The organism is Aeromonas sp. R10-2, from assembly GCF_040908445.1.
In the GTDB taxonomy this organism is placed as follows: Bacteria; Pseudomonadota; Gammaproteobacteria; order Enterobacterales; family Aeromonadaceae; genus Aeromonas; species Aeromonas veronii.
In genome coordinates this window covers 40,959-62,483 of the sequence record NZ_JBFODS010000071.1, presented here as the reverse complement: position 1 = coordinate 62,483, position 21,525 = coordinate 40,959, and the positions used below count along the sequence as shown (strand labels likewise).

The 21,525-nt window shown below is 59.9% G+C and carries 20 protein-coding genes and 1 pseudogene; 4 read left to right on the top strand and 17 right to left on the bottom strand.

Annotated features, from left to right (window positions below; translation table 11 throughout):
• Positions 1-51: 51 nt before the first annotated feature.
• From AB5Y97_RS14900 to ulaG, 3 genes are all read right to left on the bottom strand, one after another.
• Positions 52-924 (bottom strand): L-ribulose-5-phosphate 3-epimerase, encoded by an 873-nt coding sequence (locus AB5Y97_RS14900; RefSeq protein ID WP_201947958.1) that lies wholly within the window; start codon positions 922-924, stop codon positions 52-54.
• 14 nt (positions 925-938) lie between these two features.
• Entirely contained in the window at positions 939-1,763 is an 825-nt protein-coding gene (locus AB5Y97_RS14895) for a Cof-type HAD-IIB family hydrolase (protein WP_201947960.1), read from the bottom strand.
• A gap of 119 nt (positions 1,764-1,882) precedes the next feature.
• Positions 1,883-2,950: an L-ascorbate 6-phosphate lactonase gene (ulaG, locus tag AB5Y97_RS14890; protein ID WP_021229099.1), complete on the bottom strand. Its 1,068-nt coding sequence runs from the start codon at positions 2,948-2,950 to the stop codon at positions 1,883-1,885.
• Between the two features lie 512 nt (positions 2,951-3,462).
• Between ulaG and AB5Y97_RS14885 the strand changes: the two genes are divergently transcribed.
• From AB5Y97_RS14885 to AB5Y97_RS14870, 4 genes are all read left to right on the top strand, one after another.
• Complete coding sequence (locus AB5Y97_RS14885; RefSeq protein ID WP_201947962.1) at positions 3,463-5,214, top strand: PTS ascorbate-specific subunit IIBC; 1,752 nt, start codon at positions 3,463-3,465, stop codon at positions 5,212-5,214.
• A gap of 44 nt (positions 5,215-5,258) precedes the next feature.
• The gene (locus AB5Y97_RS14880) at positions 5,259-5,735 is read left to right on the top strand and encodes a PTS sugar transporter subunit IIA (protein WP_042083631.1); all 477 of its coding nucleotides are present in this window, start codon (positions 5,259-5,261) and stop codon (positions 5,733-5,735) included.
• Between the two features lie 40 nt (positions 5,736-5,775).
• Complete coding sequence (locus tag AB5Y97_RS14875) at positions 5,776-6,468, top strand: L-ribulose-5-phosphate 4-epimerase (protein WP_042083634.1); 693 nt, start codon at positions 5,776-5,778, stop codon at positions 6,466-6,468.
• Positions 6,469-6,593: 125 nt separating this feature from the next.
• Positions 6,594-7,238 (top strand): 3-keto-L-gulonate-6-phosphate decarboxylase UlaD, encoded by a 645-nt coding sequence (locus tag AB5Y97_RS14870; RefSeq protein WP_201947963.1) that lies wholly within the window; start codon positions 6,594-6,596, stop codon positions 7,236-7,238.
• 63 nt (positions 7,239-7,301) lie between these two features.
• Here AB5Y97_RS14870 and exeN read toward each other — a convergent pair whose 3' ends face one another.
• From exeN to AB5Y97_RS14800, 14 genes and pseudogenes are all read right to left on the bottom strand, one after another.
• Entirely contained in the window at positions 7,302-8,069 is a 768-nt protein-coding gene (gene exeN / locus AB5Y97_RS14865) for a GspN family type II secretion system protein ExeN (RefSeq protein ID WP_368158307.1), read from the bottom strand.
• Positions 8,066-8,557, bottom strand: a complete 492-nt coding sequence (exeM, locus tag AB5Y97_RS14860) for a GspM family type II secretion system protein ExeM (RefSeq protein ID WP_368158305.1) — start codon at positions 8,555-8,557, stop codon at positions 8,066-8,068. Before exeM ends, exeN begins: the two co-directional genes overlap by 4 nt.
• Entirely contained in the window at positions 8,554-9,738 is a 1,185-nt protein-coding gene (gene exeL, locus AB5Y97_RS14855) for a GspL family type II secretion system protein ExeL (RefSeq protein ID WP_274160718.1), read from the bottom strand. Before exeL ends, exeM begins: the two co-directional genes overlap by 4 nt.
• Positions 9,739-9,860: 122 nt before the next feature.
• On the bottom strand, positions 9,861-10,862 hold the full coding sequence (gene exeK / locus AB5Y97_RS14850) for a GspK family T2SS minor pseudopilin variant ExeK (protein WP_005359007.1): 1,002 nt from the start codon (positions 10,860-10,862) through the stop codon (positions 9,861-9,863).
• 112 nt (positions 10,863-10,974) lie between these two features.
• Positions 10,975-11,622 (bottom strand): annotated as a pseudogene (gene gspJ, locus AB5Y97_RS14845) (type II secretion system minor pseudopilin GspJ); the annotation flags it as partial.
• Positions 11,619-11,978 (bottom strand): GspI family T2SS minor pseudopilin variant ExeI, encoded by a 360-nt coding sequence (gene exeI / locus AB5Y97_RS14840; RefSeq protein WP_005338301.1) that lies wholly within the window; start codon positions 11,976-11,978, stop codon positions 11,619-11,621. The pseudogene gspJ and the gene exeI, both read right to left, overlap by 4 nt.
• On the bottom strand, positions 11,975-12,547 hold the full coding sequence (gene exeH, locus AB5Y97_RS14835; RefSeq protein ID WP_005350046.1) for a GspH family T2SS minor pseudopilin variant ExeH: 573 nt from the start codon (positions 12,545-12,547) through the stop codon (positions 11,975-11,977). The genes exeI and exeH overlap by 4 nt, the downstream gene beginning before the upstream one ends.
• A gap of 38 nt (positions 12,548-12,585) precedes the next feature.
• Complete coding sequence (exeG, locus tag AB5Y97_RS14830) at positions 12,586-13,017, bottom strand: GspG family T2SS major pseudopilin variant ExeG (protein ID WP_005338297.1); 432 nt, start codon at positions 13,015-13,017, stop codon at positions 12,586-12,588.
• Positions 13,018-13,114: 97 nt separating this feature from the next.
• Positions 13,115-14,335 carry a GspF family T2SS innner membrane protein variant ExeF gene (gene exeF, locus AB5Y97_RS14825; protein WP_005338296.1) on the bottom strand — a complete coding sequence of 407 codons (1,221 nt, stop codon included), beginning with the start codon at positions 14,333-14,335 and terminating at the stop codon, positions 13,115-13,117.
• Between the two features lies 1 nt (position 14,336).
• On the bottom strand, positions 14,337-15,842 hold the full coding sequence (gene exeE, locus AB5Y97_RS14820; protein WP_075115638.1) for a GspE family T2SS ATPase variant ExeE: 1,506 nt from the start codon (positions 15,840-15,842) through the stop codon (positions 14,337-14,339).
• Positions 15,842-17,881 carry a GspD family T2SS secretin variant ExeD gene (gene exeD, locus AB5Y97_RS14815; protein WP_005359020.1) on the bottom strand — a complete coding sequence of 680 codons (2,040 nt, stop codon included), beginning with the start codon at positions 17,879-17,881 and terminating at the stop codon, positions 15,842-15,844. Before exeD ends, exeE begins: the two co-directional genes overlap by 1 nt.
• 21 nt (positions 17,882-17,902) lie before the next feature.
• A complete protein-coding gene (exeC, locus tag AB5Y97_RS14810; RefSeq protein WP_139742655.1) occupies positions 17,903-18,736 on the bottom strand; it encodes a GspC family type II secretion system variant ExeC in 834 nt (277 codons plus the stop codon).
• Between the two features lie 227 nt (positions 18,737-18,963).
• On the bottom strand, positions 18,964-19,656 hold the full coding sequence (exeB, locus tag AB5Y97_RS14805; protein WP_047440302.1) for a GspB family T2SS assembly factor variant ExeB: 693 nt from the start codon (positions 19,654-19,656) through the stop codon (positions 18,964-18,966).
• On the bottom strand, positions 19,656-21,224 hold the full coding sequence (locus AB5Y97_RS14800) for an ExeA family protein (RefSeq protein WP_111900408.1): 1,569 nt from the start codon (positions 21,222-21,224) through the stop codon (positions 19,656-19,658). The genes exeB and AB5Y97_RS14800 overlap by 1 nt, the downstream gene beginning before the upstream one ends.
• Between the last annotated feature and the right edge of the window lie 301 nt (positions 21,225-21,525).

Sequence of the window (21,525 nt, the reverse complement as noted above, 5' to 3'; positions counted from 1 at the left end):
CGCATAGGTGTCGATGACAGCAACCTTGTTAACTCTTCTGATAATGAGCCTTCAGGCGATCGCCAGACCGGCTTGCCGCGCGTGTTCGACCAGTCGCCCCTTGGCCGTTTTCAGGTTGCTGGCCCACTCCTCATCCTTGGCCCACATCTCCAGCACCAGGGGGCCGTTGTAACCGATTTTTGCCAGAGTGTGGAAAATGGTGGCAAAGTCGACCTCTCCCTCGCCAATGACCAGATCACGGAACTGCCCGCTGCAACTGGCCGATACCTTGCGGGTATCTTTGAGGTGGATCTGTACGATATGGTCCGCACTCAGTTGCAGCTCGGTACAGGTGTCATAGTTCCAGCCGGTGATATTGCCGACATCCGGGTAGGCCATGAAGTAGGGGGAGGGGATCTGCTTTTTCAGCACCTCGAATTTGCTGAGGGAGTTGAGGTAGGGGGTATCCATGATCTCCACACCCAGCATGATGCCTGCCCGCTCTGCCATTTTGGCTGTCGCCTTCATCCCGTCGATGAAGTGGCGGTGCGTCTCGTTGCTTTGCGGTTCGTAATAGACGTCATAGCCCGCCAGCTGGATGCAGCGAACGCCGAGCTTGTAGGCCAGGTTGATCGCTTTTTCCATGATGATGGCCGCCTGCGCGCGGATGGCCGGATCCTGCGAACCAAACGGAAAGCGGCGATGGGCGCTCAGGCACATGGAGTGCAACGGCAAGTAGTGCTGCTCGCACAGGCGTCTGAGCCGATAGATTTCGCTATCTGACCAGTCGAGCCGTTGCAGTTTTTCATCTGATTCATCAATGGATATCTCGATGAAATCAAAGCCAAGCTCCTTGGCCGACAGAATTTTCTCTTGCCACTCCAGTGCAGAGGGCATCGCTTTTTCATAAAGGCCGAGGCGTAAGGCATGGTCAAAGTGGTGCATACAAGCTCCTGCATTCAGATAGGAAAATAGCGGTTCAATACCTCGAGGATCCCGCCCTCGTCATTGCTCTCGCGGGTGACCCGGTTGGCCATCTGTTTGACCTCCTGCTCGGCATTGGCCATGGCGATGCCCATCCCCGCGAGGCAGAGCATGGAGGTGTCGTTGTGGTTGTCGCCGATGGCGACCAGTCGTGCCGGGGTGATCCCTTGCTGGTCCAGATACTCCTGCAGTCGCGCTCCCTTGCTGTTGCCACGGCGGGCAAAATCAACCCGATTGGCCCAGGACTGTTCACCACTGAAGTGTTCGCGTACCCAAGGGTGATGTGAGAAGGCCTGAATGGCGGTGATTTCTCCCTCGGCCACGAACTTCCAGACATGGCTGCTGTTGGCCAACTCCTCTTCAAACGAGTCAACACTGGCTACCTGCGGCTGGATAGGCGGCGCAAAGCTGCTGGCCCACTGCTGCAGGGCCGCCACGTAGCGTACCGGCTGATGAGCGGAGTAGACCATGCGGTCAGTGACATACATGACGAGGTTGAGCCGGTGCTCCCTTGCCAGCGCGATAAAGCGTTGTGCCAGTTCATGGGGAATGGCGTTCTCTGCCAGCACGGCGCGCCGGTCGTAGTCGTAAACGTAGGTGCCGTTACAGCAGATGATGGGAGTAGTCAGTCCCAATTCGTGGTGATAGGGGTGGGCTGCCGTGTGGTGTCTGCCGGTGACCAGCATGACGGTGGCCTGCTCCTTGATCCTCATGATGGCCTCTTTGACGGCCGGCATGATGGTGTGAGCACTGGTCAGGGTGGTGCCATCGAGATCGAGGGCCAGGGCGTGATAGCGCATCGTCTGATCTTCTTGTTATCCGGTGAGGTGGGGGCAATAGAGGGGGTGATTGAGATGACGCCTTGCCGGCCCATCTCCATCACCCTCCCTCGTATTACCCGACGTCTGACAGGGCGTGCTTACAGGAAAGATTTGTAAGGCAGCTCCGGCTCGTCGATGAAGATGTCATCGAACCCGCGCGGGTGCTGGTAGTGCAGCTTGCTCTGGTCGGTCGGGAAGGTGTACTTGCCACCGACTTGCCAAAAGAAGGGGCTGAAGCGATAGCCGAGGCGATCTTTTTTCATGTTCCAGAGCACTTCGATCTCGCGGGGATCGCTTTGGAAGTTGGCCCAGATATCGTGGTGGAACGGGATCACCACCTTGGTGTTGAGGGACTCCCCGGCCCGCAAGATGTCTGATGAGGTCATCTTGTCGGTCACGCCGCGGGGGTTCTCGCCATAAGAGAGCAGCGCCACATCGATCTGGTAGTCATTGCCATGCTTGGCGTAGTAGTTGGAGTAGTGAGAATCACCCGAGTGGTAGAGGTTGCCCCCGGATGTCTTGACCAGATAGTTCACTGCCCGATCATCCATGCCATCCAGAATGCTCTTGTCGGTGGAGGAGACCCCCGCCGGCAGGGTGACCAGCGCGGTACGGTCAAAGGCATCGAGTACCTGGATCACGATATCGCCCACCGGGATCTCGTCACCTACGCGGGCCACCACGCAACGCTCGGCAGGCACCCCCCAGCGCAACCAGAGGTCGACACAGGCTTTCGGGCCGATGAACTTCACATGCTCACCACAGTTTTGCAGCACGGCAGCCGCCACATTGACGTCGATATGGTCGGCATGATCGTGGGTAGCGAGCACTGCATCGATATCTTTAATCCCGAACGGATCGAGCACGAAAGGTGAGGTTCTCAGGTTGGGTTGCAGCTTGCGCACGCCCCCCATCCGCATCATCTGGTGCTGCTTGTTCATGTAGGGATTACCATGGGTTCGCTTGCCCGTGCCGCACCAGAAGTCGATGGAGATGTTGGTATTGCCGGCAGACTTCAGCCAGATACCGGTGCAACCCAGCCACCACATGGCGAAGGTATTCGGTTTGACCTCTTCCTGCTCAATCTCTTCATTCAGCCAGGTGCCCCACTCGGGGAAGGTGCTGAGGATCCACGATTCACGGGTGATTTCTTCAATCTTGCTCATCTCACATACCTTTCTGATTTGGATGGTTCACACAGTGGTGATTCATCGGGTGATGACATGACTTGCATGGTTGCGAGTCAGTGATTTGCTTTGATTGGTTATGACTATATTACCCGTATTTGTGATTATCAATGATTGTAGTGATTGTTTTGTGAGATTAATTGCGGCATATCACAATCAAGAGATGAGTACCTTTTTAAGTGATTGTATTTATTGGTTTTACTTTTTTTTTGTCTATTTATAGGAATTATTTGAATCCTTTTATGCAGCTTTGAGTACCCTTTTAACCGAAATTTTACATCCAGATGGTGGAAAAAAGAGATTCTCTCGACCTCGATCTTCATCACAATAAATCACGTTATGATTATGTATGATTATTTTGAATTTGATAGTGAGTGGTGGCAGTTGAATCTGCTCGCGGGGCGTCAGGTAAAGCAATGCCCATATGAATGGTGAGATGTCCGCACCAATCCAATAGCCATGAGTTGTCCTCATCTGGACGGAGCATAAATATGGAAACCCTCTACAACGCTTTTTACATCTTTTACAGTCAGGTGATGACCAAGGCACCCCTGCTGTTGGGGCTGGTGACCTGTATTGGCTACCTGTTGCTCAAGCAGGATGGCACGACGGTCGTCAAGGGGACGGTGAAGACCATCGTCGGTTTCATGCTGGTGCAGGTGGGCGCCAGTACGCTGGTGGCCGGCTTCAAGCCGGTGGTGGACAAGATTGCGGAATATCATCACCTCACCGGTTCAGTGATTGACCCCTACACCACCATGATGGCGACCATGGAAACCATGGGAGAGAACTACTCCTGGGTCGGATATGCGGTATTGCTGGCCCTTGCCCTCAATATTCTGCTGGTGTTGCTGCGGCGCTATACCGGGATCCGCACCATCATGCTGACCGGCCACATCATGTTTCAGCAGGTAGGTCTGATCGCGGTCTTCTATATGGTGATGGGGGCCTCGATGTGGGAAACCATCCTCTATTCCGCCGTCATCATGGCGCTCTATTGGGGGATCTCCTCCAACATCATGTTCAAGCCGACTCAGGAAGTGACAGGCGGGGCGGGGTTCTCCATCGGCCACCAGCAACAGGTCGCTTCCTGGATTGCCACCAAGGTGGCTCCGAAACTGGGCAATAAAGAAGAGAGCGTCGATCACCTGAAGCTGCCAAAGTGGCTGCACATCTTCCACGACAGCATCACGGCGACCGCCATCGTGATGACCATCTTCTTCGGTATCATCCTGCTCTCGTTTGGCCTCGATAATCTGCAACAGATGGCGGGCCAGACTCACTGGTCCATCTACATTCTCGAAACCGGTCTCAAGTTTGCGGTCGCCATTCAGGTCATCGTGGTGGGGGTGCGGATGTTCGTTGCCGAACTCTCCGAGGCCTTCAAGGGGATCTCCGAACGGGTCATTCCCAACGCCGTCCTGGCAATCGATTGCGCCGCTATCTACGCCTACTCGCCGAATGCCATGGTCTTTGGCTTCATGTGGGGGGCTATCGGTCAGTTCCTTGCTGTGCTTGCCCTGCTGGCATTCCAGGCGCCCATCATGATTATCCCGGGCTTCATTCCCATGTTCTTCTCCAACGCCACCATAGGGGTGTTCGCCAACCACTTTGGCGGCTGGCGAGCGGTGATGAAGATCTGCTTCGTCATGGGGATCATCGAGGTGCTTGGCTCTGCCTGGGCTATCCACCTGTTCGCGGTCAATGGCACCAGCTTCAATGGCTGGATGGGGATGGCTGACTGGGCGCTGGTATTCCCGGTGATCATGCAGGGCCTCTCGCTGTCATCCCTGTTCTTCGTGGTGTTACTGGCTGGCGCCGGGCTTTATATGTACTTCGCTTCCCGCACCCTGCGCATGGAAGAGGATATGGCTGTCCCGAGTGCTGCCGTGGCAGAAGACGCGGCCGATCTGCCAGCCTCGCCAGTCGAGAGTGCCAAAGGGGGGCATGCAGTGCGGATCCTGGCGGTATGCGGCAACGGTCAGGGCTCATCCATGATGATGAAGATGAAGATCGGCAAGTTTCTCGAACAGCGTGGCGTGCCCCATGTCATGGATTCCTGCGCCGTTGCTGATTACAAAACCAAGCTGCAGACCACCGACATCATCGTCTCTTCCAAGCATCTGGCCGGCGAGATGATCCCCGGTGAGGGCAAATTCGTGCTGGGCGTGCAGAACATGCTCAACCCCAATTCGTTTGGTGATGAACTGCTGGGCATCATCAAGAACAACTTTGCAAATTAAGCCGATGATCCTCGCTGCACTCGGCAGCGGGCAAGGAGAACAAGATGAAATTCAAACAATCGCTGATGGAAAACAACTCTGTATTGCTCAACTCGGCCGCCAGCGACTGGCGCAGCGCCATCAAGCTGGGTACTGACATGCTGATCCGCTCCGGCGCCGTGGAGCCGCGTTACCACGATGCGATCATCGGCAGCATTGAAAAGATGGGGCCCTATATCGTGATTGCCCCCCAATTCGCGATGCCCCATGCGAGGCCGGAGGATGGAGTCAATCGCACGGCGTTTGCACTGGTCACCCTGACCACGCCGGTGAAATTTGAAGGGGAAGAGGAGCCGGTGGACGTGCTGGTAACGCTGGCGGGCAGCACCTCGGATGAACACATGGAGGGGCTGATGGAGGTGACTCAGGTGCTGGAGGATGAATGCAGCGAGAGCGGGATCAACCTCGACAAGCTGCGAGCGTGTCAGAGCACAGCAGATGTATTCAACGTCATTGATCAGGCGCTGGCGCAAGTGGTCTGAGGCACCCAACGGGGTTCCGCAAGGGGCCCAGGAGAACGAAATGTACAACTCATTAAAAGAGGCGGTACTGGAGGCCAACCTGCTGTTGCCCCGGTACGGTCTGGTTACCCTGACTTGGGGCAATGTATCCCAGATTGATCGCAGCTTGGGCGTGGTGGCCATCAAGCCATCGGGGGTCTCTTACGACAATATGACTGTTGATGATATCGTGGTCGTTAATTTGGAAGGCCAGATCGTTGATGGGCATTTATCCCCGTCCAGTGATACCGCAACTCATCTGGTTTTATATAAAGCGTTTAAAGGCATTTCCGGTATTGTGCACACCCATTCCCGTCATGGCACTATTTGGGCGCAAGCAGGAATGGATATTCCCGCCTTGGGTACCACTCATGCCGATTATTTCTATGGCGATATTCCCTGCACCCGTCCGCTGACTGAAGATGAAATCCACATTGATTATGAAAAAAATACCGGCAAGGTCATTGTCGAAGAATTTCAGCGACGGGATCTGGATCCGCAGGCCTTGCCAGGCGTGGTCATCACCGGTCATGCCCCCTTCTGCTGGGGCAAGAGTGCGGTGGATGCGGTGAACAATGCGCTGGTGCTGGAGGAGGTCGCTACCATGGCGCTGGCAACCAGAGCGTTGAATCCGGCCATCCATATTACGCAGGAGTTGTCCGACAAACACTATTTCAGAAAGCATGGTGAGAATGCCTATTACGGCCAGCGCTAATTAGTCGCCCCGTTATTTAAATTGCCCATCTATTTATGTTAGTGACGTCAGGTTACGGCCCTTTATCGACTTTAAATCAATGGGCCAATCTATTCTGCCAATGTTTTAAATTGAGGAAATATAGTATGACCAAACCCATGTTACAGATTGCTCTCGATTCTACCGAGCTTGCTACCGCTGTGGATATTGCCGATCGCGTCGCCAGTTATGTCGAGGTGATCGAGGTCGGCACTATTCTGGCTTTTGCAGAAGGGATGTCTGCGGTACGCACCATGCGCGAGCATCATCCTGATCACATTATCGTGTGTGATATGAAGACCACAGATGGTGGTGCCATTCTGGCTCGCATGGCCTTCTCAGCCGGAGCTGACTGGATCACGGTATCGGCCGCCGCACATGTCGCTACCATTGCTGCCTGCAAGAAAGTCGCGGACGAGTTTGGTGGGGAGATCCAGATCGAGATCTATGGCAACTGGACGCTGGATGATGCCAAACAGTGGGCCGATATGGGGATCACCCAGGCTATCTATCACCGCTCGCGGGATGCCGAGTTGGCCGGAGTCAGCTGGACACAGGCCGATTTGAGCAAGATGCGGGCACTCTCCGAACTGGGGCTGGAGCTGTCGATTACCGGCGGTATCGTGCCGGAAGATATCCATCTGTTTGAAGGGATCCGGGCCAAGACCTTTATCGCCGGACGGGCACTGGCATCGGAAAGCGGTCAGGCAACCGCCGAAGCGTTGCGCCGAGAGATAAGCAAATATTGGTAACAGGAGCAGGTTATTAGCGGATAAAGGCCCCGGAAATACTTCGGGGCCTTGTCGCAGCAGGGGTTAGATCCGACCCTGATAGCGCAGGGGGAAGCGGCCCTGACTGTCGGGCTGGCCGAGGAAGGGGAGCCCTTGCTGCATCTGTGGCGGCAGTTCTGGGCCTGGCTTCAGGGTGCCCTGGAACAGGTATTGGCCATTGGGTTGCAGCTCGAGGTGCCCCATGGTCTGCACCGCATCCGAGCCCTGCTTGAGTTCGGCCACCAGTTTGGAGTCGAGGCAGGTGAGCTTCAGCTCAGGATCGGCCAGATCCAGCTTGCCCGCCGGGGTATCGGCGCTGGCGTTGTACCAGTCGAGGTTGCCGTAGAGGTTGTCACACCAGGGGTTGCCCTGGGCAAATTGCTCCACTTTGAGCTGCAGCTGACCGCTGACGGTGAGCGGGATCGGCAGGCGCATCGGCACCCGGCTCAGCAACCAGGGGGCGGGGGCGTTGAGGGTTAGATCCCGGCCGAAGGCGGCGCCATTCCAGCCGACAACGCCCTGACCATTGAATCCGTTGCGATCGCCAAAGCGTATGGCCACTTCGGGGGCGAAGCGCAGCAGTGACCAGCCGTTGAGATCCCAGCGCAGTTGGTTCACCGATTCGCTGGCATATTGCAGTCGGGCAATCTGGCCACTCCAGAGGGTGCCGCTCACCCCTTCCAGTTTCAGCAGGTTGGCAATGTTGGCAGGCAGCGGCAGATGGCGAGCCACCAGTGCCGCGGGCAGGGTGGCCAGCAGGAAGACCAGATAGGCGGCCAGAAACAGGCTGGCAATCAGGATGCGTTTTTTCATTGTGGACGACTCAACTGCAAACGTCTGACCTTGACCAGACCCGGGGCCAGATCCTCGCGGGCGATCTCGATGATTTGAACCTGAATGCCGTGCTGCTCCACCAGTGTGGAGAGCCAGAGCAGCAAGTCATCGAACTGGACCGTGTCGATCCACACTTGCAGCTCCTGCGCCTGGGGTTGCAGCCGGGCAATCTTGATCTTGTGGTTGAAGGCGGTGCGGTTGACCACCCCTTCCAGGGTGCCGCTAGTGTCGATCTGGCGACCCGAGCCCCCCTGCATGGCCAGCACCTCTTCCCCCTTCTCCTTGAGCCAGGCGAGGGTCTGCTGCTGGTTTTGCACCTGCCGCTCCCGCTCCGCGATGCGGTTGGCGATGGGCTGCCAGACGCTCCAGTAGAAGAGACCGACCAGCAGCAGGGCGCTACCTGCGACCACCAGCCGCTGTTCCCGTGCGGTGATGCCGTGCCACCAGCTCTGCAATTTTTCTATCATGATGATTTACCCTTGAGCACCAGTGCGCCCTCTACCTTGCCCTCGGTGCTGCGCACCTCGCCTTGCTGTACCTCGAATTGCTTGCCTGCCAGCTCGCGGAACCGCTCGATCTCGGCAAAGCCTGGGGCGGTCACCTGCAGCCGCAGCTCGCGGCGACTGGCATCAAAGCGCATCACCTGCGGTTTCAGACCGGGGACTTCGGCAAAGGTGGGGGCCAGCTCGGTGAGCATCAGCAGCACGCCGTTTTGCGGGGCTTGTCCCAGCTGTTGCAGATGCTGGTTCATCTGGCTGCGCACGTTCACGATACGGCTCTCACCCGGGAAGATGCGGGTATAGACGGCGCGGATCTCCGCTTTCAGCGCCTTGTCCTGCTCGGTGAGCTGATAGAGCTGCACCCCGCGCTGGCCGAGGGCCACCAGCAGCAACAAGCCTGCGGTGATGGCCACCTTGCGCCACTGTAACCAGTAGCGGGCATATTCGGTCTGGGGTCGATAGGGGCCGGTCAGCAGGTTGGCGCGGCAGGTGAGTGCCCCCTTGGCCAGCAGCAGCATAGGGAGTTCAGGCTCCGCCGCCTGCCAGTTGGCGGCTGCAATGGCGGGCACCGGGGTGTGGCTGTGGATGGTGACCGGCTCCGCTTCAGTCGCCAGCAAGATAGCTAGCAGCGGCTCGTCGGCGACGATCCCCTGACAGGGGCCCTGGCGTACCAGCCACTCATTGCCGAGTTGCAGCGCAGACCAGCCATCAGCGGCCTGTGGCAGCGCCAGCACATCGGGCAGCAGTTGCAGGCTCTTGAGGCCAGCGGCATCGAGCCAGCCGAGCCACTCGGTCATCTTCTGCCGATCCACCGCCATCAGGTCGACCTGTTGCCCTTCGTGGGCCAGCACCACCAGATGGAGCTCGTCCACATCGGAGGCGATCTGCTCCTCCAGCAGGTAGGGGAGGGCCGCCGCCGACTGGCGGTTGTAGCGACCAGGCAGGGTGACGCGCCGGAAGATCAGATCGCTGCCCGGCACCAGGGTGACCACGGGGCGGCCACCGGCCCGCTCCTGCAGCTCGCTCAGGGCATCGGCCGAGGGCAGGGTGCCGGAGGCGATGATCTCCTGCTCCTGACCGGACCAGACCAGCCAGGCCACGGGTTGTTGTTTATTGGTCCCCAGTCGGATGACCAGACTTTCGCTCACGCATCTCTCTCCTGCGATACCGGTTTGCAAAGGGCGTTGTGCGCCCTGGCAACCGGTGCGCAGCCCGCAGGCTGCATCCAACATCTCTCGTACCCGCGGGCGATGGCCTGCAGGTGCGCTGTTTATTCGGCGCCACTACTGAGGCGGCGCAGCATCACCAGTTTATTGTCCTTGCCCCGCTGGAACAGGGTTTCGAGCCAGGCCCGGTTGTCGCCGACCTCGGCCACGACTCGGGCTTCGAAGAAGTCGCTCTTGACCACCAGCGCCTCTTTCAGCCCTTTCACCGCATCGACCGGAGCGAGCATGTCTGTCATCAGCTTGCTCTCTTTCCACCCCTTCTGTGGCCGCTCGTTCAGTACTCGCTTGGCGTCATCCAGCCCGATAGTGCCCAGATAGAGGGCGACCAGCAGTTCGGGGCGCTGGGGGGCAAGGGTATTGATATTGATCTTCAACTTGTCGTTGGGCAGGGTGCAGACATAGGGGGCCAGTTTGGCATAGACCCTTGCCGTCACCCCGCGCACCGCCCGCAGCTCATCCTTGCCCAGCATCCACTGGTTGGCGGTCAGATAGGGTGGCTTGAGCCCCTCGTAATAGGCGTCCTCGGCGCCAAGGCTGGAGACCAGCACCGTATCCTTGTCGGTCCAGTCACGGATGGCGTCGGTGAGCTGGGCTGCCTCGTAATCATCCATCGCCAGCTGTTTGAGCAGTTCGCGAAACACCTGCACCGGATAGGGCTGCTGCGCCAGCTCCTCGCCGCTTCCCGCCTTGGAGGCCACGCTCAGGCTGTTGAGGTTGAAGCAGGATTGCAGGTCGGTCACCTCGCCCTTGAGCTGGCCATCGTCCACCGGAAATACAGTGTTCTTGCGGGCCCAGTTCTGGCTGAGGTTGACCACCTCGGGGTTGTCCTTGAAATCCTGCGTCAGCACCTTGCTCACCAGCGCTTCCGCCGAGAGGGCATACCACCACGCCTGTTTGCCGGTGGTGATGTTGGCGGTGCGGCGCAGCTCAAGCTGCAGGCGGCCGCTCATATTGCTGGCGATGATCACCATTACCGAGAGGATCAGCAGCACCACCAGCAGCGCCATGCCGCGCTGGCGACCGGGAGCGGCGAGATTAGCCCGCATTGGCGCCCCCTCCGTTCTGGCTGTCACCATTACCGCCATTGGTATTGCTGTTGCCGCCATTGTTCCCGTTACTGCTGTTGCTGCCACCCCCTTGGTCGGGGTTGCTGCTCTGGCTGTTCTCTTCGGCGCGCTGGCCGCCGGCGCCAATCAGGAACTGGCGGCGAATGGTGCCGTAATCTTCCAGATCCAGCTCCACTGCCAGCCCGTGGGGTAGCACGCTGCGCTGGCTCCACTCTTCTTTCCAGTTGCCCTTGTCGAAGAAGTAGAGGCGAAACGCCGTGACCCCCGTCAGCACCGGCTGGATGCGCGGCTCGGTGCCGATCACCGGATCCGGATAGAGGTAGCTCAGGCGCTCCAGCTTCTGATCCTTGAGGCGCCAGCCGACCCGCTGCAGATGGGAGCGGGGCAGCATGCCGTCCGGGTTGAGCCAGCCGCTGCGCATAAAAGCCATACCCCAGTCATCGCTCTGCTGGCCGAAACGGGAGGCCGCCAGCAGCACCTTGTTGTTCTCCCCCTCGATGCGACCGCTGCGCGGCACCATCTGGGTGATGTCTCGCTCCAGCAGGGTGAAGGCGAGTTGCAGTTCGTTGAGGCGGGCCTCCTTGCGCTTGGCTACCTCGTCGCTGGTGAGCACCCCTTGCAGCACCTGATAAGCGCCCATGCTGAGAGTGGCGAAGATGGCGATCGCCACCAGCATTTCGAGCAGGGTAAAACCGGCATGGCGGACGGGGCGAGGCGTGCGGGCGGAGTGCTGAGTCATCGGCTGATATAGGTCCGCATCATGGCGACCGGGTTCTCGGCCTTGGCCTCGGTACGCACTTCCATATCGAGCGCCCGGAAGTTGTTGTCGGCGGTGGCAACGCCGCGATAGCGCCAGTACCAGGTGCTGCCCGCCATCTGCTCATCCCCTTCCACCCAGCTGTCACCTGGCCACTTGTTCTCGAGCTTCTGTTGCACCAGCTGGTTCTCCACCACCCAGGTGGCGAGTGTCTTCTGCTCCAGATAGTTGAGGGCCGAGAGGTGTTCGCTGGCGGTTTTCATTACCGCGAGACCCGCGATGGCAAAGACCGCCAGCGCCACCATCACTTCGAGTAAGGTCATACCGCGGGCGTTCATTCGCTCACCTCTTCATCTTCATCGCCGGTGAGCAGGGTGAGGCGGCCGAACTCGTCCCCCTTGACGATGCGGGTGTAGCGGGCATCGTCATCCTGCTGGGTGAAGGTGAGCACGAACGGGCTCAGCTCGCCGCCCGGGAAGATGAGCAACTGCGGCGTGCGCTCCTTCTCGTCGCGCTTCTGTTCGGTTTTCTCGTCGGAGTCCGGCTGCCAGCCAAAGCCTTCCAGCTCCAGCGCCAGCGTCATGTTCTCGGCCAGTTGCACCGGCCCCAGCTGCTTGTCGCCAGTCAGGGCCAGCCACTTGCGATCCTTGGCCTGACGCTGCATAAACTGCCAGCCGTTATCCTCGATGCGAATGCCTACCAGCCGACCATCCATCACCGCATACTCCTGCGCCAGCTGCAGCGTCGCCATCAGGCGACGCGCCTGCTTGTCCAGCTCCCGATCCCCTCTGGCGCCTCCCATGCTGAGGGTGACGGCGGTGGCCACCAGCCCCATCAGCATGGCGACCAGCAGCACCTCCAGTAGGGTAAAGCCGGATTGACGATGAAAGGAGAGAGATCGCTTCATGCAGTCAGCTCACAAGGAGTGCGGTGGCGACATATCACTTATTGGAAATCCTTCAGGTTCCAGTTGCCGATGTCGTCATCGGTACCGGCTTCACCATCCAGACCCATGGAGAAGATGTCGATCTTGCCGAACTGGCCCGGGCTCAGCAGCTGGTACGGGTTGCCCCAGGGATCTTGCGGCAGGCGCTTGATGTAGCCGCCATCGCGGTAGCTGCGCGGCGCCGGATCGATGGAAGGCTTGGTCACCAGCGCGTCCAGACCCTGTTCTGTGGTCGGGTAGCGGTTGTTGTCCAGCTTGTACATGTCGAGGGCGTTTTCCAGCGCCACGATATCGGAGACCGCTTTCTGCTGGTCAGCTTTCTCCTTGTTGCCCATCAGGTTGGGCACCACCAGACTGGCCAGAATGCCGAGGATCACGATGACCACCATGACTTCCAGCAGGGTAAAACCGGATTGACGACGTTTGTTCATGAGTTGCTCCGTAACGAATGAGATGGGATGGCCCATCAGAGAGTGATCACTGGGTGGGTTCGACGGGCCGCCAGCGGCGCCACCGAACACCGGAAACTTACATATTCACCATATTGTTGAGCTCGAGGATCGGCTGCAGGATCGACATCACGATAAACAGCACCACCCCGGCCATGGAGACCACCAGCATGGGTTCGAACACCCCGAGGGCGATATTGACCTGGGATTCAAACTCCCGATCCTGGTTGTCTGCCGCCCGCTCCAGCATGCTGTCGAGCTCGCCGCTCTGCTCGCCGGAGGCGATCATGTGCAGCATCATGGGCGGGAAAATCTTGGTCTCGGTCAGCGACTTGCGCAGACTGGTCCCCTCGCGCACCCGTTCGGCGGCCTCGAGAATGCGCATTCTGGCAAAGTCGTTGGAGAGCACTTCGCCGGAGATCTTCATCCCCTCCAGCAGCGGCACCGCACTGGCGTTGAGGATGCTTAAAGTACGGGCGAAGCGGGCGGTGTTGAGACCGCGACTGACCCGGCCAATCACCGGCAGACCGAGCAGCACCTGATGCCAGCGTCGGCGGCGTTTTTCATCAGTGAGCCACCAGCGCCAGACAAAGCTGCCAAGGAAGATCAGCAGCAGGAACCAGAGGCCGTAGGCCTGCATCAGTTCGCTGGTACCGATGAGAAAGCGGGTGGTGCCCGGCAACTGCTGGCCCATGTGTTCAAACTGGGCCACCACCTTGGGCACCACGGCGGTAAGCAGGATCGAAATAACCCCGATGGCGACACAGGTAAGCACGATGGGGTAGATCATCGCCTGCAACAGCTTGGTGCGCATATGTTGGCGCTGTTCGGTGTAGTCGGCGAGGCGGTTGAGCACCTTCTCCAGATGGCCCGATTTTTCACCGGCCGCCACCATGGAGCGAAACAGCTGGTCGAACACATGGGGAAAAGCCCCCAGCGAGTCGGCCAGCGAATAGCCTTCCACCACCTTGCTGCGCACAGTGGCCACCAGAGATCGCAAGTGGGCCTTTTCGCACTGCTCGGCTACCGCCTTGAGCGCCTCTTCGATGGTGAGACCGGCGCCCACCAGAGTGGCCAGCTGGCGAGTGATAAGGGCCAGCTCGGCAGTGCTGGCACCGCGCCGAAACAGGGCGAAGCGGGTCGCTTCCCGTTTCGCCTTCTCGGTGGTCTCGTTCACCTCAAGGGGAGTGAGCCCCTGTTCGCGCAGCAGCTGGCGTACCTGACGGGCCGAGTCGCCCTCCATTACGCCGCTCTTGCTGCGCCCCTTGTTGTCGAGGGCCTTGTATTCGAATGCCGCCATCTCAATCTTCCCGGGTCACGCGCAGCACCTCTTCGAGGCTGGTTTGCCCCTTGAGGACCTTGTCGATGCCGTCACGGCGGATGCTGGGGGTGTGGCCGCGGATCAGCCGCTCGATGGCGAGCTCACCGCTGGCACTGTGAATGGCTTCACGCACCGCTTCGTCGATCACCACCAGCTCGTGGATGCCGGTCCGGCCACGGTAGCCGGTGTGGTTGCACAGCTCGCACCCGACCGGACGCCACACCTGCTGATCGGGGGCCAGCTCGATGCCCATGGCGAGGCGCTCCTGCTCGGTGATGGGGCGCGGGGCACGGCAATCGGGGCAGAGGGTGCGCACCAGCCGCTGGGCCAGCACCGCCAGCAGGGACGATGAGAGCAGGAAGGGTTCGATCCCCATGTCCCGCATCCGGGTGATAGCGCCGATGGCGGTGTTGGTGTGCAGGGTCGACATCACCAGGTGACCGGTGAGGGAGGCCTGCACCGCAATCTGGGCGGTCTCGAGGTCACGAATTTCCCCCACCATCACCACATCCGGATCCTGACGCAGAATGGCGCGCAGGCCGCGGGCGAAGGTCATGTCCACCTTGGTGTTGACCTGGGTCTGGCCCACCCCTTCGAGGTCATATTCGATGGGGTCTTCCACCGTCAGGATGTTGCGATCCCGCGAGTTGATTTCAGACAGCGCCGCATAGAGGGTGGTGGATTTACCGGAACCGGTCGGGCCGGTAACCAGAATAATGCCGTGGGGCTTGCGAATAAGCTCGCTGATGATGGTGCGGTTGGCCGCGGTCATCCCCAGCTGCTTGAGCTCGAGACGCACGTTGTTCTTGTCGAGCAGACGCAATACCACCCGCTCGCCGTAGCTGGACGGCATGGTGGAGACCCGCACGTCGACGGCACGACCGCCGATACGCAACGAGATACGGCCATCCTGCGGTACCCGCTTCTCGGCAATATCCATCCGCGACATCACCTTGATCCGCGAGACCAGCAGTGATGCCAGCTTGCGATGGGGGCGCAGGATCTCCCGCAGTACCCCATCGATGCGAAAACGAATGACCAGTGCCCGCTCGAAGGTCTCGATATGGATATCGGAGGCCTCCTCCTTGATCGCCTCGCTCAACATGGCGTTGATGAGGCGAATGATGGGGGCGTCATCATCGGCATCCAGCAGATCTTCGCTTTGCGGCAGCTCTTCGGCCAGGGCGAAGAAGTCCATCTCGTTGCCGAGATCTTCCATCAGCTGGCGCGCCTCGGAAGAGTCGCGCTGGTAGTGGGCCATCAGCAGCTCTTCGAAGGCCTCGTTGTCGAGTTGCTCCACCGCGAAGCTGCAACCAGCGACCCGCCGCACCTCCAGCAGGGCCTGCGGGGTGACGCCAGGGCGGCACTGCAGCACGGGAGCGCCCTCCCGCTCAATCAGGATCACCCCGAAGTTGCGGGCAAAGACAAAGGGGAGCTCGGGCAGTGGCGCAGGCCCGGCGCTTCCATCCAGATGGTAGGCACTCATCAGGGCTTACTCTGCACAAACGGGGTGGTGGTCTCGACAGTGCTTTGCTGTCTGCTCCGCATCTCGTTGATCTGCTTCTGGATCTCTTTTTGCAGCTCGGGCGACACCATCACATCCTGGCCATAGGCAGGCAATACCTGACGGGCGGGGGAGGTGAGATACCCCTCCTGCGAAGCGGCATTGAGCTGCTCGGCGCGGAACAGGGAGTACTTGTTGCTGGAGACACCGGTATAGACATCCGCATCACGCAAGATGGTCGGCCGGATAAAGACCATCAGGTTGCGCTTGGAGGTGGTGTTGGAGGTGGAGCGGAACAGATAGCCCAGCACCGGAATATCGCCAAGCAGCGGCACCTTGGAGACCTGCTCCTTGGTCTGTTCGTCCATCAAACCGCCCAGCACCACAGTTTCGCCGCTTTTGACCAGCACCGCGTTCTTGACGGTACGGGTATCGAAAGTGGGGCCAAGGTTGGCAGTACCGGTCGCCTGGGTCTGGGCGACGCTGGAGACCTCCTGCTCGATATTGAGCAGCACCGAATCCCCTTCGTTGATCTGCGGGGTCACCACCAGCTTGGTGCCCACCGTCTTGCGCTCGATGGTGTTGAACACCTGATCGCTGGTGGTGGAGCTTTGCGAACCGCTCTGGACCGGGACCTCCTGACCGACGTTGAAGGAGGCCTCCTTGTTGTCCATGGTGACGATACTCGGGGTGGAGAGAATATCGTTCTTGGTGTTGGAGGCCAGCGCCGTGGCCAGCATGGCCCAGTCGCCGTGATAGAAACCGGCGGCCATGCCGTTGAACTCTTTCAGCAGACCGGCAGCGGTGTCGGTCTTGCCATTCTGGTAATCCTTGCCCGCCGCAATGGCGCTGCCGAGAGGCAGACCTGAGTTGGTGAACTGGGTGCCACCGCCGTTGGCATTGCCCCACTGGACGCCAAGGCTGAGGCCGTCGCCATCCTGCATCTCGACGATGATCGCCTCCACCAGCACTTGGGCGCGGCGGATATCGAGCTTGGCCACCACCTGCTCCAGTTCGGACATCACGTCCGGCTGGGCGGTGATGACCAGCGCATTGGTGGTCTCGTCGGCTGAGATGGCCAGCTTGCCACCGCCGATGCTGGCGCCACCTGTGGTTGCGCCGCCGCCCTTCTTGTCGGCCTCGATGCTGGAGCTGACGCCCTTGAGCACCTCGACCATGTCTTTGGCCTTGCCATATTTGAGGTAGAAGACCCGGGTGTTGCCCTGGCTCTGCAGGTCGCGGTCAAGCTGGCGCACCATCTGGATGATGCGGGCGCGCGCTTTCGGCTCACCACTCACCACCACAGAGTTGGTGCGCTCGTCGGCCACCACCTTGGGGGAGAGCAGCAGGGAGGCGGTGCCGCCCTGGGGGTTGCCATCCTTGTTGAGGTTGGTCACCAGCCGCACCATTTCACCTGCCGAGGCGAACTTGAGCTTGATGATGTCCACATCCTGATCGCCGGCGCGGTCGACCCGGTTCACCACCTCCACCAAGCGGTTGACCACGGCGGCGCGGCCGGTGATCAGCAGCACATTGGAGGGCTCGTAGTGCACCACGTTGCCACCACCGGCGTTGTCGTTGAGCTGGCGCAGCAGCGGTGCCAGTTCGCGGACCGAGACGTTGCGCACCGGTACTACTCTAGTCACCATCTCGTCGCCGGAGCCCGGGTTGCTGCCATCCACCACCGGAATGGCGGAGGTCTTAGCATCCCGCGAGCGCAGCACCTTGAGCACCCCGTTGTCCATCGGCACCACGGCAAAGCCGTAGACGTCGAGCACGCTCAGGAAGAACTGGTAGTACTGCTCCTCATTGAGCAGGTCGTAGCTGCGCACGTTGATCTTGCCGCGCACCGAGGGCTCTATGATGATGGTTTTATTGAGGTTCTTGCCCACCGTATTGATGAACTCTTCAATGTCGGCGTTCTTGAAACTGGCAGAGTATTCGGTGGCCCAAGCTGAGCCCGCCATCATCAGTGCCGCTGCGATAGTGGCCAGACGCCAGCTTTTCCCTTTAGTGGTCATTATTGGTACGACTCCAAATCATTATTCTGACAAGCGCACATAGATGTCGAACTGTTCGCCCTGTCGCTCGACGGTCACTGTCATTTCCGTTGCGCCAGCCATCTGCTGCATCGCCTGCATGGCTTGCATGTTGTCCCGTAAATCCAGCCCGTTGATGCTGATGGCCAGGTCATTGGCCTGCAGCCCGCTCTGGTTGAAAAACTCAGGATTGCTGCCCGGATTGAGGCGATAGCCGGTCATGCGGCCATCCACCTGAACCGGTGAAATATTGAGGTAATCGGTGATCTTGCCCGGATCAGCCATCAGCTCGCTGCGCAGGGAGCCAAGGGGGGCAGCGTTGGTCTGCGGCAGCGGCTTGCCATACTCCTCGCCATCCAGCATCAGGGTCTCGTCGCGGCCATCCCGCTCGATGATCACCCGATCCGGATAGACCTGCCGGATCCGCGCCTGGGTGCCGTCAATCATGTCACCGACCCCGTAGGAGTTCTGGATGCCGGACATGGCGATGATGGCGATGGATTTGGCGGGATCCGAGCTTGCCAGCACCCCGTTGAGCTGGGCATTGAGCTGGGTACGCGGCGCATTGGCGGCCACGGCGGCTTTGGCTTGCGCCTTGGGGATCGCCTTGCCAAACAGCGCCAGTCGGCTCACCTCGCCCAGTTCAAGGCGCGGGTTGCTCTGGCCGCTGATCGCCACTGCGGAGGGTTGCCACGGTTGGCTGGTTTGCGGGCTTGCCAGGGTGAGCAGACGCCAGGTGAGGGCGGCGCTCTGCTGGGCCAGCATGATCAGCAGCGCCAGAAAGGCCACCTGGGTGACTCTGGTCATGGGAAGCCGCCGGCACTGGGCCAGCAGCATGGTCAAGATGTCATCCCTGAATCGTAGCGTCATATTAATCAACAAATTCCAGGCTCTGGGGCGGCTGCGTATTGTGTACGGCCGGTGGCTGTGACACAACGGGTCGGGGCGCGCCAAACCGTAAAAATGGATATTTCATCACACCGTAAACCTTTGAATGCTCACAAAAGTGGCACTCAGGTGAGGTGCATCCTGCTTGCCAGCGAACATCAGGGTACGGTGCGTACTCATCCTCGCCAATCCTGCAGCGCCTTGAGGGTCACGCTCTGTCCGGCGACCTGCAGCACTATGTATTGCTGGTCGATGGTGGCGAGAACGACCCCCGGGGCGATTTCGCTCCCCTCCCGGTATTCCCGGCCATTGAGCACTACGGCCCGCTTGGCGGGGTTGGAAGAGAACACATGAGAGCCATAGCTCAATTGCGGTACCTGCTGGCGCACCGACTGGGGTGCCGAGCCCAGCGCCATCAACTGGGCTGGTTGCACGTTCTGGCTGGCGGCGTGTGGCGTCTCCTGCAATGGCGTTTCATTGAGGGCTTTCATCAGCTGCTCGGCCAGACTCAGCGCGGGGGTATTCCCCTGACTGGTCCCTTCGTTTTTGGCTACTGCTCTGGGTTGGGCCACCGGCTCCGGCAGGGGCGGGGGCAGCGGACGAGTCACCATTGCCTTGGGTTCGACCCGCACGAAGGGCGGGGTGATCACCTCTTTCACCTCCACCTTCTCCTCGATGGGGCGCAGGTGGATCAGATGCCAGCCATAGTTGGCGCCCGCCCCCAGCAACAGGGCAAGGGGAGCCAGCAGCCAGCCGATGCGGCGTGGGCTGCGCTCCTCTTCCCGGGGCATGGGCAAGCCCATGGCCGGAATATGGGCGGAGAGTTGCGGTTGCTGCGCACGGCGCAGCGCCTTGAGCAGGGTAGACATCAGGAGGCCTCCTCCAGTCTGGGCATGGGTTCACCGGAGAGGGCGTTGAGACGCAGCAGGGTGTTGCTGCCAGCGATGCCATCAGGGGTGAGCCCCTGATCCCGCTGGAACTGCTGCAGCTTGTTCTTGAGCTCGCCATCGAAACGGCGCACCTTGCGCTCGGGTTGTTGCAGCGCGCGGCTGAGGGCATTGTCGAGCCACTGGATCTGGGTCTGACCGGCATTGCTGGCGATCAGGCTCACCCCCCCTTTCGGCATGCGCCAGAGCAGGGTGTAGCTGCCGCCCCAGTTGTCGCTGAGCCACTGGCGATCCACCTGCCAGCTTTGGTCGCCGATCATCAGGCTGGCCTTGTTCGGCCCCAGATTGACCAGGGTCGCGTAGTAGAGACCGCCAGTCTGGTCAGTGAGCGTGATCATGGCGGGATACTGCAGGGCGCGCAGCTCGTCAAGGCTTGCCTCTCCCTCCTGACAGCGCAGACCGGCACGGGGCGCGTTGTCACAGGTTGCCTCGAACGGTTCCGGTTCATAACCCCAGACCCGATAGAGATTCTGCATGGCGCTGTCGGGGTCTATGGCCTGATTGATCGCCGCGGTCAGCTGCTCCTGCTGCTCGGCGGTTTCGTCGATGGTGACCGGTACCTCGACCTTGACTACCGGACGGGTGGGGAACACGCCGAAAAATTGCCAGCCCCACCAGCCTGCGGCCACTAGCAGGGCGCCCGCCAGCGTCACCATCAGACCGGAGGCCCAGCTTCCTTCGTCCCGAACGCCATTGACCTCGAAGGCGGCCTGGCTGATATCGCTGTGGACAATCTTGTAGCTGCCACGGGCGAAAGCGGCGATCAGGGCGCGGTCACAGATGAGGTTGATGAAACGGGGGATGCCGCCACTCAGGCGATGAAGCGTCTTGATGGCGCGCGGGGTAAAGATGGGTTGTACGCAGCCTGCAACTTGCAGCCGGAAGCGGACGTAGGCATCCACATCGCTATGAGAGAGCGGCAGCAGGTGATAGCGGGCGGTAATGCGCTGGGCCAGCTGACGCAGCAGGGGTTGGCGCAGCATCTGTTGCAGCTCGGGCTGACCGATCAGCACCACTTGCAGCAGTTTTCGTTCGTCGGTTTCGAGGTTGGTGAGCAGACGCAGCTGCTCCAGTACGCCGGGCAGCAGGTGCTGCGCCTCATCCACCAGTACCACGCTGCGCTTGCCTGCCGCCAGGTTGGCAAGCAGGTGATCGCGAATAAGGTCGAACAGCCGCTTGATCCCGGCATCATCGGGATAGGGGAGTTGAAACTCGTCGCAGATGGCGGCCAGCAGATCCCGTTCGGTCAGGGAGGGGTTGAGGATGTAGGCGATCTCGGTCTCGGCGGGGAGCTGTTGCAGCAGGCAGCGGGAGACGGTGGTTTTGCCAGTGCCCACTTCGCCGGTCAGCAGCACAAAGCCGCCGCCATCCTGCAATCCATAGTTGAGATGAGCAAGGGCTTCGCCGTGGCGCTCGCTCATATAGAGGTACTTGGGATTGGGCGAGATGGAAAACGGGTGTTCCGAGAGGCCGAAGAACTGTGTGTACATGAGGGTATTCTTTTGTAGCCGGCGACAGATGAAAAATGTCTCCGGATGATAGCAAACCTCGCTTTCATTGGAAGCCATCATTGGCGCCGGAGGGCAAATTGCGGCCTTTTCCTGCCATCTTGTGATCCCGGTTGCGTCATTGGCACGAATCCGGATCACAAAATGACAAAAAACAGCTGTAAATAAAGGGAAATATCAATATAGGCGCGGCGTGGCAAATGCCGTCAGCATGGCGCTGAACCGGCCATGGTCAGACTTGTTTGTGTACAATTTATGACGCCGGTTGCCCTGTCAGCCATCA

What these genes read in the sequence shown, in the direction of transcription:
- AB5Y97_RS14900 (WP_201947958.1), bottom strand. Translation starts at nt 924, where the DNA reads ATGCACCACTTTGACCATGCCTTACGCCTCGGCCTTTATGAAAAAGCG.
- AB5Y97_RS14895 (WP_201947960.1), bottom strand. Translation starts at nt 1,763, where the DNA reads ATGCGCTATCACGCCCTGGCCCTCGATCTCGATGGCACCACCCTGACC.
- ulaG (WP_021229099.1), bottom strand. Translation starts at nt 2,950, where the DNA reads ATGAGCAAGATTGAAGAAATCACCCGTGAATCGTGGATCCTCAGCACC.
- AB5Y97_RS14885 (WP_201947962.1), top strand. Translation starts at nt 3,463, where the DNA reads ATGGAAACCCTCTACAACGCTTTTTACATCTTTTACAGTCAGGTGATG.
- AB5Y97_RS14880 (WP_042083631.1), top strand. Translation starts at nt 5,259, where the DNA reads ATGAAATTCAAACAATCGCTGATGGAAAACAACTCTGTATTGCTCAAC.
- AB5Y97_RS14875 (WP_042083634.1), top strand. Translation starts at nt 5,776, where the DNA reads ATGTACAACTCATTAAAAGAGGCGGTACTGGAGGCCAACCTGCTGTTG.
- AB5Y97_RS14870 (WP_201947963.1), top strand. Translation starts at nt 6,594, where the DNA reads ATGACCAAACCCATGTTACAGATTGCTCTCGATTCTACCGAGCTTGCT.
- exeN (WP_368158307.1), bottom strand. Translation starts at nt 8,069, where the DNA reads ATGAAAAAACGCATCCTGATTGCCAGCCTGTTTCTGGCCGCCTATCTG.
- exeM (WP_368158305.1), bottom strand. Translation starts at nt 8,557, where the DNA reads ATGATAGAAAAATTGCAGAGCTGGTGGCACGGCATCACCGCACGGGAA.
- exeK (WP_005359007.1), bottom strand. Translation starts at nt 10,862, where the DNA reads ATGCGGGCTAATCTCGCCGCTCCCGGTCGCCAGCGCGGCATGGCGCTG.
- exeI (WP_005338301.1), bottom strand. Translation starts at nt 11,978, where the DNA reads ATGAACGCCCGCGGTATGACCTTACTCGAAGTGATGGTGGCGCTGGCG.
- exeH (WP_005350046.1), bottom strand. Translation starts at nt 12,547, where the DNA reads ATGAAGCGATCTCTCTCCTTTCATCGTCAATCCGGCTTTACCCTACTG.
- exeG (WP_005338297.1), bottom strand. Translation starts at nt 13,017, where the DNA reads ATGAACAAACGTCGTCAATCCGGTTTTACCCTGCTGGAAGTCATGGTG.
- exeF (WP_005338296.1), bottom strand. Translation starts at nt 14,335, where the DNA reads ATGGCGGCATTCGAATACAAGGCCCTCGACAACAAGGGGCGCAGCAAG.
- exeE (WP_075115638.1), bottom strand. Translation starts at nt 15,842, where the DNA reads ATGAGTGCCTACCATCTGGATGGAAGCGCCGGGCCTGCGCCACTGCCC.
- exeD (WP_005359020.1), bottom strand. Translation starts at nt 17,881, where the DNA reads ATGACCACTAAAGGGAAAAGCTGGCGTCTGGCCACTATCGCAGCGGCA.
- exeC (WP_139742655.1), bottom strand. Translation starts at nt 18,736, where the DNA reads ATGCTGCTGGCCCAGTGCCGGCGGCTTCCCATGACCAGAGTCACCCAG.
- exeB (WP_047440302.1), bottom strand. Translation starts at nt 19,656, where the DNA reads ATGTCTACCCTGCTCAAGGCGCTGCGCCGTGCGCAGCAACCGCAACTC.
- AB5Y97_RS14800 (WP_111900408.1), bottom strand. Translation starts at nt 21,224, where the DNA reads ATGTACACACAGTTCTTCGGCCTCTCGGAACACCCGTTTTCCATCTCG.